This is a genomic window from Cyanobacteria bacterium FACHB-DQ100, assembly GCA_014695195.1.
Taxonomy (GTDB): domain Bacteria; phylum Cyanobacteriota; class Cyanobacteriia; order Leptolyngbyales; family Leptolyngbyaceae; genus Leptolyngbya.
The window spans coordinates 372,224-384,872 of sequence record JACJNW010000028.1; the positions used below are offsets into that span (position 1 = coordinate 372,224).

A 12,649-nucleotide genomic window follows, 5' to 3' on the forward strand; every position below is an offset into this window, starting at 1 on the left:
CGTTTATCAAAGTTCGCTAAAGATATCGAGTTGTTGGGTGGGATCTTTCACGGGTTCATTCGGTTTCGCTTTGCTTTTTCGCAGACCGATCGCGATTTTGCTGTGTTTTTCAATTTGTGCCATGACTTGCCGCGCTCGATCAATCACCGAACTGGGTAAGCCTGCGAGCCGTCCGGCTTCGATGCCATAAGAGCGATCGGCTCCTCCGGGCTGGACTTTGTGCAGAAAGATGATCTGCTCTGGCATTTCACGTACCGTAACTTGATAGTTTGCCACGTTGGGCAGGATCGAGGCGAGTTCGTTGAGTTCGTGGTAGTGCGTGGCAAAAATGGTGCGGGCGCGGATTTCGGCGGCGAGATGTTCGGCGACTGCCCAGGCGATCGACAATCCATCAAAGGTGGCTGTCCCGCGTCCGATTTCGTCGAGCAGAACGAGCGAGCGATCCGTTGCGTGATTGAGAATGTTTGCGGTTTCGTTCATTTCCACCATAAACGTGGATTGTCCGGTCGCGAGATCATCAACTGCACCGACGCGGGTAAAGATGCGATCGCAAATTCCTAAACGGGTGGATTCTGCCGGGACGAAGCTTCCGGTCTGAGCTAACAGTTGAATTAAGCCAATTTGCCGCAGGTAACAGCTTTTACCGCTGGCATTGGGGCCTGTCAGGACGATTAGATCGGGTGCAGGGGTTCCGAGTTCTGCCGAGTTGGGGACAAAGAAACCCGCAGGAATCGACTGTTCAACGACGGGATGGCGACCTTCGACGATCGAGATCTCCCGCCCCGGTAAGAGTTTGGGACGACAGTAGTTTTTGAATACAGCTAGTTCAGCGAGTCCCGTAAGGGCATCGACTGCCGCGACTGCGTGAGCGACTTTGCGAATCAGTTCTGCGTGTTCTCCGACTTGCGATCGCAGTCCGACAAAAATCTCGTATTCCAGTTCGCTGATTTCTCGCCGCGCATTCATGATGCGGTTTTCGCGCAGCTTCAGTTCGTCGGTGGTAAAGCGTTCTTCGTTGGTTAAGGTTTGCTTGCGCTCGTAGCCTTCCGGGGGGTGTCCGGCTTTGGCGCGAGAGATACTGATGTAGTAGCCAAAGGCTTTGTTGTAGCCGACTTTGAGCGTTTGAATGCCGGTACGATCGCGTTCGTTTTTCTCTAGTTCTGCCAGCCACTTTTCGTCTTCTGCGGCTTGCGATCGCATTTCGTCGAGTTGAGCCACCCTGTTTGATCGAATCAGTCCGCCCTCTTTGACGGAGATCGGGGGACGTTCGACAAAATGCGTGAGCAGCGTTTGTCCCAACTGTTCTAGAACAGGCGGAACGGTTTGCAAAGCGCGGAGATGCGGAGAGTTTGCACGCGCTACCAAACGCGCCAATTCTGGCAGTTTATTCAGCGATTCTCCGATATGCACTAAATCGCGGGGGGTTGCAGTTCCCGATCCGGCTCGACCTGCTAAACGCTCTAGATCGTAGATTTGGTGCAGCATTTGCTTGAGATCTTCGCGCAGAACCCCATCTTTTACCAGTTCCTCGATCGTGTCTTGGCGCGTTTCAATCTCAGCAATATCAAGCAGGGGCTGTAATAGCCAGCGTCGGAGGGCGCGACTGCCCATCGGGGTTTCAGTGCAATCGACTGCCCACAGCAATGATCCATGAAACGTGCCATCTCGAACGGTTTGAGTGATTTCTAGGTTACGTCGAGTTTGCGGATCAAGCGTGAGATATTCGGTAATTGTGTAGGTGCAAATGTGCTGGAGGGGAACTTGGGTCGCTTCTGGGATTTTTGATTTTGTGGTGTCGAGAACATTGCGTTCTGAAGTTGATTCGATGTATTCCAGCAATCCACCCGCCGCCCGAACCGCTAACGGTAAATGCTCACAGCCCATGCCTTCAAGAGATCGCACCTTGAAGCGCTCTAACAATCGCTGTCGGGCTTCGGCTTGAGAAAACGGAGTCTGCGATCGCAGTGTGTAGCAAAATTGCGTGGGTAGAGATGCAGGAATGTGAGGCGATCGTTCTCCGGGTCGCAGCAGTCCGCCTAAATCGGGTGCATTCGTCGGAATTAGCACTTCCGCAGGCTGTAACCGCATCAATTCACTGCTGAGCTGATCAAATCCGGTTGATTGCGTGGTTAAAAATTCCCCTGTTGAAATGTCTGCGTATGATAATCCCCAATGATTTCCAGCAATCACAATTGCTGCCAAAAAATTATTGCGCTTCGCGTTCAACATTCCTTCTTCGAGAATGGTTCCCGGAGTAATCACGCGAGTGATTTCACGACGAACTAATCCTTGGGCTTCAGACGGATCTTCTACTTGATCACAAACCGCGATCGCGTATCCTTTTTCCACTAACTGAGCCGAATAGCGATCGAGCGCGTGATGCGGAATACCGGACAATGGAACCCGCCCGACTTCTTTGCCGCCATCTTTTGAAGTCAGAACAATCTCTAATTCACGGGAAACAATCAGCGCATCTTGGAAGAACGTTTCATAAAAATCCCCCACTCGATACACCAAAATCGCATGAGGATATTGATCTTTGAGATCCGCATAGTGCCGCATCATCGGCGTGAGATGCTCACGCTTAACGGCGCGATGATCTGCATAGCGAACCGAATGCTTGATTAAGCGATCGGGCACCCCTTGAGTTGGATCAGGTTGAGTCGGAGAAACAGACATGAAATAGTACGATTTTACTAAATTTAGCTTACCTTAACTCCTCATCTTACCGTGACCTATTTGGGGCCAACTGAATCAAAGCAGGCTCGATTGAGCAACGATCGCTTTAATCAATCCATCTAAAGTGAATTCTTCTGCTTCGATTTCCACGCGTCCAAGCAGAGCGCGACAGGTTTTTGAAGTTTGAGGGCCGATCGACGCAAACTTAACAGTCTTGAGCGATTCAACCCAGTGATCCCCGATCGTTTGCTGCAACAGTTCACAGAAATGTTTCACCGTTTTGGAACTGGCGAACGTGACCAGGTTGGCTGCTTGCTCTTGAATCACAGCGATTGATTTGGCATCGGGAATTCTTGGGCAAGTCGATTGATAGGCGGCAACTTCAGTGATGATCGCACCACGATCGCTAAAGGCTCTCACCAGCACATCGCGTCCACCTGTTTCGACTCTGGGAAAGAGAATTTTTTTCCCATCGACCGACTCTGGGAAATTCACTACCATTGCATCCGCAATATACTCAGGCGGAATAAAATCAGGCTGCAATCCCCGTTGTCTTAAGCGCTGCGCCGTTTTTTCTCCCACAACCGCAATCTTAATCGCTGCTAGACCGCGCAAATCTTTGAGCTGAGACGCTAACCGCTCGAAAAAGTAATCCACGGCATTGGTAGAAGTCAAAATTAGCCAGTCAAACTCACTCAGGCTTGCGATCGCGTGATCTAATTGATCCCAACTTGACGGCGGCACAATTTCGATCGTCGGCATCTCGATCACCTTTGCACCATAATTTTGCAGCGAGTACGAAAACTGACTCGACTGCCCTGCTGCACGAGTGACGACAATGGTTTTTCCAAATAAAGGCAAATTCATAAGAACGATCGTAGCCTAACAACTTCCCCAATCACAATCACACAAGGCGACAATCGTTGCGGATTGACCTCTGCTAGAATCTCCGAGAGTGTACTGCTCCAGATCTCCTGCTGTGGATGACCCGCCCAGCGAATAATCGCGATCGGGGTCTGTTCTGATTTTCCCTGATGGCGTAGCTGTTCGACAATCAGAGGCAAATGTTTTCCTCCCATCAGAATGACAAGTGTATCGAGTTGGGCAAGATTCTGCCAGTTGAGCCGTTCTGGCTCGTGGGCAGTGATCACCGTAAATCCGCGACTTAGGACAGGATCGGTAAGCGGAATGTTGGCAAACAATGGAGCCGCTAATGCTGAAGAAATTCCCGGAACGACTTCGTAAGCACAATTTGCAGATTTGAGTGCCTGAATTTCTGAGGTGGTTCGCCCGAAAATGAACGGATCACCGCTTTTGAGCCGGACGACTTGCTTACCTTGCTGACATTGTTCAACGAGGAGTCGATCGATCTCGTCTTGTTTCATGCTCGGCTGTCCGCCCCGTTTGCCCACATTGAGCTTGAGACAAGTTTCTGGAGCAAGTTCTAGAAATTGCGAATCGATTAGCGCATCGTAAACGAGGACTTCTGCTTGAGTAAGCAGTTGATAAGCTCGCATGGTTAAATTGCCGATGTCGCCAGGACCTGATCCGACAAGGAAGACTTTACCTGACATAAAATAGCGTTCCTGCAATCATTTCCGAATAAAAGCGATCGGATCTTCTGCCACCCACCCTAATTTAGAGTTCGATCGCACTTCAAAATGCAAATGAGGTTGCGAGGTCGTTGGGGTTCCAGTCTGTCCAACGGTTCCGATCGTCGTACCGCGCTTGATCTTTTGCCCCACTTTGACGTTAATTCTTGCCAATTGAGCATAGCGCGTTTGATAGCCCTGCTGGTGATTGATCACAACCAGGTTTCCATATGCGCCTTGATTACCCGCAAACGCAACGGTACCCTCGCCGATCGCTTGAGCCGGAGTTCCCAGACTTGCCAGTAAATCAATCCCACTGTGAAACACAGGTTTCGTCGCTCTATTCGGCAAGTACCAACCGAAACCAAGCGCGATCGGGGCTGATCCCGACAAAGGTGAACCCGATAACACGCTGGAAACTCCCACCAAGGTTGGTGCGGTTGCTTCATTCGGCGACCAGTTCACACCCGGAACAAATACCACTTTTGGCGATCGCTGACAGCCATTTACCTCATACAGCACATCGGGGCGCACTCGATACCGCGCTGCCAAATCCTTTAGGCTCTGTCCAGAGGGCACTTCTACGCGAATTCCGTTGTAGGGGGGAATCATCAGTTGTTGTCCCACCGTGGCTTTTCCCGATCGCACATTTGGATTCAATCCCATAAGGGTTGCCGGGATTAGATTGTAGCGAGACGCGATCGACTCTAAGCTTTCTCCAGATTTAACGGTATGCCGCGCCATACGAGATAGAGCCGGAGCCGGACAGCCCACCTCAGCCGACTGAGCCAGCGGCATCATTCCAAAACTCAACATTCCAGCAAGGAGCCACCCACGGTACTGCATAGCTTGATCAATCAATATAGTGCTGCCGATTGTTGGACGAGTCTAGCACTGGGTTGTTTCACATTGGGCTAAACTGCTTGTCTTTTCAGAAATGGAATTAGGGCTTCGCACACTTTTTCGTGCCAGTCTTCTTGCGGGTAATGTCCCACTTCATCAAGCTCAGCGAGTTCGGCTTTGAGCGATCGTGCCGGAGCGATCGACAACCAAGGATCACGCATTCCCCAGCCGATCAGGAGTGGATTTTTCCAAGTCGCCAAGCCTGCCTCAATTTCTGCGGTCGCTTGCTTAAGCTGTAAGTTTTGAAGAATCGCCAGCAGCGATCGACCCACATCCGAAGTTTTCAGCCACGGACGACGATACACATCGAGATCAGAATCTTCGATCCGATAACCACCAGCGCCCTCTAGGGTGCGATCAACCAGAAGTGGATCTTGCGTCATCATGTCGCCCACCAATGGAATGCTCATTTGTTGTAGTTTCCAAGGCAGTTTTGCACCTTCAGCGATCGGACAGTTAAAAATCGCCAGTCGCTCAACCTGCTCCGGGTGTCTGAGCGCGTATTGAATTCCGACTGAACCGAGAAAGCCTTGAGCGACGATCGACACCTTTTCAAATCCAAACTGAGCAATCAACGCTTCGAGTGCCGAAATAAACGCATCGGGCGTATAAGCAAAGTCGCGGCGATCCGGCATACTCGAATACCCACAGCCGATCCAATCGGGTGCGATCGCTCTAAATCCTTGTTCTGCTAGAACGGGTAAAACATTGCGCCAGCTGTAACCCTGAGAAACTAAGCCATGCAGCAAAATGACCGGAGTGCGAGCGCTATCATTCGTCGGTTCTGCCTCACGGTAAAACCAATTCAGCGATCCAACCTCAATCCGCTTGCCTGACTCCATATTTGTTCCTCCTGCGCCTTCCTGTGAGCTTACCGTGTTTCGGAACGCTAATCTATTGTCAGGAACTTATAACAAAGTAATATTTTGTAGTTTTAGATACAGAATTTATCTGTTATATTAGTCATATAGACAAAAAGGAGAACAGAGTATGTCGATTCAAGATCAAGCACGGGCATTAATGGTGCGTCACCGTCAAATGGCGCGGAACCGCGAACAGTCCATGTTGACTCGTCAAGCAAATGAAATTGGAATGCCTTCAGAATCTGCGCAAGTGGTTCACAACAAAACAACGAACCTCGAAGGCTACGATCGCAGCAACGTCGGCTTAAGCTGAGCAGAAATTTTGGAATTAAAGTTAAACAGGCGTTCTTCAAATGAAGAGCGCCTTTTAATGTTGGGTTGAGTCTTAGTGGGGCGAATCAATTCGCTCCCTCCAAAAACGAAATAAATGTGTCAAAGTTAAAATATGTAGCTATTGTGAAGTGTCACGGTGGCGGCTTTTCTTCGTCACCAGATTCAACTTAAAAAGAACTCAGGGTTTTTACTCAATCTGTTGTTTAGTTGCTGAAGTTTCTGTTATGAATAGTGCCTTCCTAACCCGCCTTCATAGTCCTGAGCGCCCTGTCATTGTATTTGATGGCGCAATGGGAACAAATATCCAGTCACAGAATTTAACGGCTGAAGACTTTGGAGGGGCAGAGTACGAGGGCTGTAATGAGTATTTAGTGCAAACAAAACCAGAAGCGATCGCCAAAGTTCACTGTGATTTTCTAGCAGCAGGCGCAGACGTAATTGAAACCGATACGTTCGGTACCAGCCCGTTTGTGTTAGCAGAATATGGATTACAGGATCAAGCGTATGATTTGAGCAAAAAAGCCGCAGAACTGGCGAAACACTGTGCAGCAGAGTTTTCAACTCCGGAGAAACCTAGATTTGTTGCGGGTTCAATGGGCCCTGGAACAAAGCTGCCGACGTTGGGACACATTACTTACGACGAACTCAAAGAAGCCTTTACGATTCAGGCAGAAGGTTTGTTTGACGGTGGCGTGGATTTATTTATCATCGAAACTTGTCAGGATGTACTGCAAATTAAAGCAGCATTAAACGCAGTAGAAGCGGTGTTTGCCAAAAAAGGAGAGCGTCGTCCTTTGATGGTTTCGGTCACGATGGAAGTTCAGGGCACGATGCTCGTCGGAACCGATATTAGCGGTGTGTTAGCGATTTTAGAGCCGTATCCGATCGATATTCTCGGTTTGAACTGTGCGACCGGGCCCGATCGCATGGCAGAACACATTAAATATCTAACTGAAAATGCGCCATTTGTTGTCTCCTGTATCCCCAACGCAGGCTTACCCGAAAATATCGGCGGTCATGCTCATTACAAATTAACGCCTATTGAACTTCAAATGGCGCTGCATAAATTCATTGAAGATTGGGGCGTTCAAGTGATCGGTGGTTGTTGTGGCACTCGTCCAGACCACATCAAAGCATTGGCAGAAGCAGCCGCGACGATGACACCGAAGGAACGTAAAGTTCGAGTCAGTGAACGCGCTTGGATGAATGGTCAGGTCTTTGAATCTAAAACACCCAGACCAACGCTCGGATACACACCTTCAGCAGCATCAATTTACACAGCACAACCCTATGAGCAAGATAATTCTTTCTTGATCGTCGGTGAAAGATTGAACGCTAGCGGCTCAAAGAAAGTCCGCGAATTGTTGAATGTGGATGATTGGGATGGATTAATTGCGATCGCAAAATCCCAAGTCAAAGAAGGTGCTCACGTTCTCGATGTCAACGTCGATTATGTCGGACGCGATGGCGAACGTGACATGAAAGAATTGGTGTCGCGCTTAGTTACAAATGTCACGATCCCCCTGATGCTTGACTCGACCGAATGGCAAAAGATGGAGGCAGGGCTGAAAGTCGCGGGCGGTAAGTGCATTCTCAACTCGACCAACTACGAAGACGGTGATGAGCGATTCTTCAAAGTGTTAGAGCTTGCCAAGGAATATGGCGCAGGTGTCGTGATTGGAACGATCGACGAAGAAGGCATGGCGAGAACGGCGGAGAAGAAATTCCAGATTGCTCAACGGGCTTATCGGGATGCGCTAGAGTTCGGCATTCCGCCGCATGAAATCTTTTTCGATACCTTAGCGTTGCCGATTTCAACGGGGATCGAAGAAGACCGTGAGAATGCCAAAGCGACGATCGAGTCGATTCGGATGATCCGCGAGAATTTGCCGGGTGTGCATTTCATGGTGGGTGTCTCGAATATCTCATTCGGGTTGAGTCCAGCCGCTCGGATTACACTGAATTCTATGTTTCTGCACGAAGCCACGATCGCAGGAATGGACGGCGCGATCGTCTCGGCAGCAAAAATTTTGCCGATCGCGAAAATTGACCCCGAACATCAAGAAGTTTGTCGAGATTTGATCTACGATCGTCGCCGCTTTGAAGGAGATATCTGCGTTTACGATCCGCTGACGAAGCTGACCGAACTGTTTGAAGGCGTGAGCGCGAAAGATGCGCGATCAAATAATACCCTGGCGGATTTACCGATCGAAGAACGCCTGAAGCAGCACATTATTGATGGCGAACGCATTGGATTAGAAGATGCGTTGAAGATTGCATTAGAAACCTATGCACCTTTGCACATCATTAATACTTTCTTGCTTGATGGCATGAAAGTCGTCGGTGAGTTGTTCGGTTCTGGTCAAATGCAATTACCGTTTGTGTTGCAGTCTGCGGAAACGATGAAGTCTGCTGTAGCATTTCTCGAACCATTCATGGAAAAAACCGAGAGCAATGACAGTGGTAAAGGTAAGTTCTTGATTGCAACGGTTAAAGGTGATGTTCACGATATCGGTAAGAATCTCGTTGACATTATCTTGACTAACAACGGTTACAAAGTGATTAACTTAGGTATTAAACAACCTGTTGACGCAATTATTGATGCTTACGTTCAGCATCAACCCGATTGTATTGCGATGAGTGGTTTGCTGGTGAAATCTACCGCATTCATGAAGGAGAATCTGGAAGTTTTCAACGAAAAAGGGATCAATGTTCCGGTGATTTTGGGGGGTGCGGCACTGACTCCAAAATTTGTCTATGAGGACTGCCAGAATGTTTACAAAGGTCAAGTGATCTACGGTCGAGATGCGTTCGCAGATTTGACCTTTATGGATCGATTGATGCCTGCGAAGAAAGAAGGGTTCTGGAGTGAGACCGAAGGCTTTCAAGGCGATTACGCTCAGTTTAATCAGAAAGGTCGTAAAGCGATCGAACAAGCCGAAAGCGAATTGAACGGTGAACCAAAGCAGAAATCGGACGAACCGGAAGCGATCGATTTAGTGCGATCGGAATCGGTCGCGATCGACGTTCCGCGCCCAACGCCGCCCTTCTGGGGAACGAAGGTTCTCAATCCTGAAAATCTTCCGATCGATGAACTCTTCTGGCATTTGGATCTGCAAGCGCTAGTGGTGGGGCAGTGGCAATTCCGCAAGCCAAAAGACCAATCGCGTGAAGAATACGATGCGTTTCTGGCTGAGAAAGTTTATCCGGTCCTCGATCGTTGGAAGCAGCGCATCTGCACCGAACATCTTTTGCATCCTCAATTGATTTACGGCTATTTCCCTTGCGTTGCCGAAGGCAATTCCGTTCACGTTTACGATCCGGCTGTGATTGAGAAAGGCTTAACGCCTGAAACTGCCACTCCGCTCGTCACCTGGACTTTTCCGCGCCAGAAGTCACTCCGCCGTTTGTGCATTGCTGACTTCTTCCGCCCGATCGCCGAAAATCAGTTCGATGTTCTGCCGATGCAAGCCGTCACAATGGGACATATTGCCACCGAAGTAGCACAGGAGCTTTTCAAAGCAAACAACTACACCGAATATCTCTACTTCCACGGTATGGCGGTACAGATGGCGGAAGCGCTGGCAGAGTGGGCACACGCTCGAATTCGTCGCGAGTTGGGCTACGGTGATTCCGAACCCGATAACATTCGCGATATGTTAGCGCAGCGTTATCAAGGGTCGCGCTATAGCTTCGGCTACCCGGCTTGCCCGAATGTGTCTGATCAGTTTAAACAGTTAGAGCTATTAGACACAGAGCGAATCGGAATGTCGATGGATGAAAGTGAGCAGCTTTATCCAGAGCAATCGACGACGGCATTTGCGGTCTATCACCCGACTGCGAAATACTTCAGCGCGTAGGAAGCGATCGATTTTAGGATTGGCGAGGTGCGATTGCTCCAGAGTGCGATCGTATCTCTCTTGCTATCGTATAAGCAGAACATTGCAGGAAATTATCATGCAATCTACTGAAGTTACACGCTACACACCTGAAGAGTACCTAGCTCTAGAAGAGACAGCCGAATTTAAAAGTGAATATCATGATGGAGAAATCATCCCAGTGACGGGTGGATCGCTGAATCACAACGAAGTTATCACAAATTTGTGCGCCTTAAAGCCTCTGTTGCGCCGTCAAGGATGTCGTTTCTTCTCTAGTGATGTTCGATTGTGGCTTCCGCAGTATCGTAAGTTCGTTTATCCAGATGTAATGGTGATTGAGGGTGAACCTGTTCTCTACCAAAATCGAGTTGATACCGTGGTCAATCCTAAAGTGATTATCGAAGTTCTGTCGAAATCAACACAGGACTATGACATGACTGATAAATTTAGATATTACCGATCGATTCCCGAACTTCAAGAATATATTGTGGTAAGCCAGTATTTTGCAGATGTGCAGCAATACACAAAAACCGATCAAGACTTTTGGATTTATCGCAGCTATGAATTGATCGAAAACACTTTGAAGTTTGGCACGATCAACGCTGAAATTACATTATCCGAAATCTACGAAGGCATCTCTTTTGATGCAGTTTAAAAACCAAAAGACGATCGCGCATTTTAATCTCGGTAAGGCGTTAAAAGTATCCGAGTAGCGCGATCGTCGAAAAATTGTTTCTTATCAATCTAAATCTAATCTCGATGTTCTTGAGACTCGCAGCCTTGCATCAAACAGCGTTCTAGCAATGCAACGCGGTAATAATACGAATAGCGCCGCGGATTTAGAATTAACGGGCAGGCGATGTGAAAAATTGGCTGATTAAGATATTGCCAAAGCGGGAATCGAAGTTTTAACATGAGCAGCCATGATGAAAGTACCAAGTGAAGGGCGACACTGAGGAAGTTAAAACTTCGCCCCCTGAGTCGTCTACTGGTTCTAGAATGACAAACTTGCCCCCTAATTTTCCTGGTAAGGATTGCGGATTCTGCTTGAGCGCTTCACTCCCAAAGATCAGTAATTTTAATGAGAGAATCTAGCGTGTAATAGGGACACCAAAGATTTTCCTAGATACTCGTATTGCTCAGGGGTGTTGTAAAGCTGAGCAGAAATGCGAACTAACCGATGCGGGGCTTGGGGAAACGGCACGATCGGCACTTCGATCTCAAATTTCTCGAATAGCGCATCCTGGAGTTCAACATAAGAGCCATCGGGAAGCGGAATCGTTGCCAGTGAGCCGACCATTTCTTCAGGACAAGGTGGCGCGACATCCAGCAGTTCACAAAGTCGAGTTCGAGCCGCGATCGTGGTCGATCGATTTCTCGCTCTCAGTTCTGCCCAGCCGCCCGGAAGCAGCGAACCCATAAACTCGATCGCGCTCTTAACTGATAAATAAGCCGTTGGATCATCGGTTCCCATCCAATCAAACTCAAGCTGAAACCGAGAACGATCGCGCCTTGGAGAATTCGCGCCATGACTGATCGTGAGCGGTCGAATCTCAGCTTGTCTCTCCTTTTTCACGTACAGAAAAGCTGCTCCTTTCGGCGCACACATCCACTTATGACAAGTCGAAGCGTAATACGTTGCGCCCAGTTCGGTTAGATTCAAATCCACCATGCCAGGAGCATGAGCACCATCGATGAGCGTATCGATTCCACGATCGGACAAAGCCCGAACTATCTGTGCGATCGGAAAAACCATCCCCGTTTGGCTCACCACGTGATCAATTAAAGCGAGTCGCGTTCGATCGCTCACTTTAGAAAGCACTGCTCCAGTCACTTGCTCCGGAGACTCGATCGGATAGGGAATCTCTGCCACAACAACCGATGCCCCTGATCTCGCCGCCACAAAATCGAGCGCATTTCGACAGGCGTTGTATTCCTGACTCGTGGTGAGAAGTTCATCGCTTGGAGAGAAGGTGAGCGATCGCAACACCGCATTCACGCCCGTTGTCGCATTCGGCACAAACACCAATTCCTCAACCTCTGCCCCAACAAACGCCGCTAGTGCTTCTCGCGCTTGATCCAATAGCCCTTCAAATTCGCGACCTAAAAATCGGAGCGGCTGCCGTTCTAGCCTTGCGCGCAATTCTTGCTGCACTTCTAGAACCGCGATCGGGCAGGCACCGAACGATCCGTGATTCAAAAATGTGCAGATCGGATCAAGTGACCAAAACTGCAAAAACTGATTCTTCATTTAAACTCCCCAGACAGGATTCGAACCTGTGACCAATCGATTAACAGTCGATCGCTCTACCGCTGAGCTACTGAGGATTGCGCTCTCTTGCGAAAACAATAATAACAACAAAGCAGCGATCTTTGCAAGATATTTCTCAAAATTGCTAAA

At 48.9% G+C, this 12,649-nt stretch carries 10 protein-coding genes and 1 tRNA gene; 3 read left to right on the top strand and 8 right to left on the bottom strand.

Going from position 1 to position 12,649, the window contains the following annotated elements; all coding sequences use genetic code 11:
- Nucleotides 1-6: 6 nt before the first annotated feature.
- From mutS to H6F51_12930, 5 genes are all read right to left on the bottom strand, one after another.
- On the bottom strand, nt 7-2,679 hold the full coding sequence (gene mutS / locus H6F51_12910) for a DNA mismatch repair protein MutS (protein MBD1823382.1): 2,673 nt from the start codon (nt 2,677-2,679) through the stop codon (nt 7-9).
- 75 nt (nt 2,680-2,754) lie between these two features.
- Nucleotides 2,755-3,546 carry a uroporphyrinogen-III synthase gene (locus H6F51_12915; GenBank protein ID MBD1823383.1) on the bottom strand — a complete coding sequence of 264 codons (792 nt, stop codon included), beginning with the start codon at nt 3,544-3,546 and terminating at the stop codon, nt 2,755-2,757.
- Nucleotides 3,543-4,253 carry a uroporphyrinogen-III C-methyltransferase gene (gene cobA, locus H6F51_12920; GenBank protein MBD1823384.1) on the bottom strand — a complete coding sequence of 237 codons (711 nt, stop codon included), beginning with the start codon at nt 4,251-4,253 and terminating at the stop codon, nt 3,543-3,545. The genes H6F51_12915 and cobA overlap by 4 nt, the downstream gene beginning before the upstream one ends.
- 18 nt (nt 4,254-4,271) lie before the next feature.
- Nucleotides 4,272-5,117, bottom strand: a complete 846-nt coding sequence (locus H6F51_12925; GenBank protein MBD1823385.1) for a M23 family metallopeptidase — start codon at nt 5,115-5,117, stop codon at nt 4,272-4,274.
- A gap of 68 nt (nt 5,118-5,185) precedes the next feature.
- The gene (locus H6F51_12930; protein ID MBD1823386.1) at nt 5,186-6,016 is read right to left on the bottom strand and encodes an alpha/beta fold hydrolase; all 831 of its coding nucleotides are present in this window, start codon (nt 6,014-6,016) and stop codon (nt 5,186-5,188) included.
- 148 nt (nt 6,017-6,164) lie between these two features.
- Between H6F51_12930 and H6F51_12935 the strand changes: the two genes are divergently transcribed.
- The 3 genes from H6F51_12935 to H6F51_12945 all read left to right on the top strand — a co-directional run bounded on the left by H6F51_12935 (nt 6,165) and on the right by H6F51_12945 (nt 10,903).
- Nucleotides 6,165-6,350 (top strand): hypothetical protein, encoded by a 186-nt coding sequence (locus tag H6F51_12935; GenBank protein ID MBD1823387.1) that lies wholly within the window; start codon nt 6,165-6,167, stop codon nt 6,348-6,350.
- A 244-nt stretch (nt 6,351-6,594) separates the two neighbouring features.
- Nucleotides 6,595-10,230 carry a methionine synthase gene (metH, locus tag H6F51_12940; GenBank protein MBD1823388.1) on the top strand — a complete coding sequence of 1,212 codons (3,636 nt, stop codon included), beginning with the start codon at nt 6,595-6,597 and terminating at the stop codon, nt 10,228-10,230.
- A 97-nt stretch (nt 10,231-10,327) separates the two neighbouring features.
- Entirely contained in the window at nt 10,328-10,903 is a 576-nt protein-coding gene (locus H6F51_12945; GenBank protein ID MBD1823389.1) for a Uma2 family endonuclease, read from the top strand.
- 95 nt (nt 10,904-10,998) lie between these two features.
- Here the strand turns inward: H6F51_12945 and H6F51_12950 are convergent, their stop codons facing one another.
- The 3 genes from H6F51_12950 to H6F51_12960 all read right to left on the bottom strand — a co-directional run bounded on the left by H6F51_12950 (nt 10,999) and on the right by H6F51_12960 (nt 12,576).
- Nucleotides 10,999-11,163 carry a hypothetical protein gene (locus H6F51_12950; GenBank protein ID MBD1823390.1) on the bottom strand — a complete coding sequence of 55 codons (165 nt, stop codon included), beginning with the start codon at nt 11,161-11,163 and terminating at the stop codon, nt 10,999-11,001.
- Between the two features lie 163 nt (nt 11,164-11,326).
- A complete protein-coding gene (locus H6F51_12955; protein ID MBD1823391.1) occupies nt 11,327-12,499 on the bottom strand; it encodes an aminotransferase class V-fold PLP-dependent enzyme in 1,173 nt (390 codons plus the stop codon).
- Between the two features lie 5 nt (nt 12,500-12,504).
- Nucleotides 12,505-12,576: transfer RNA gene (locus H6F51_12960), tRNA-Asn, on the bottom strand.
- Between the last annotated feature and the right edge of the window lie 73 nt (nt 12,577-12,649).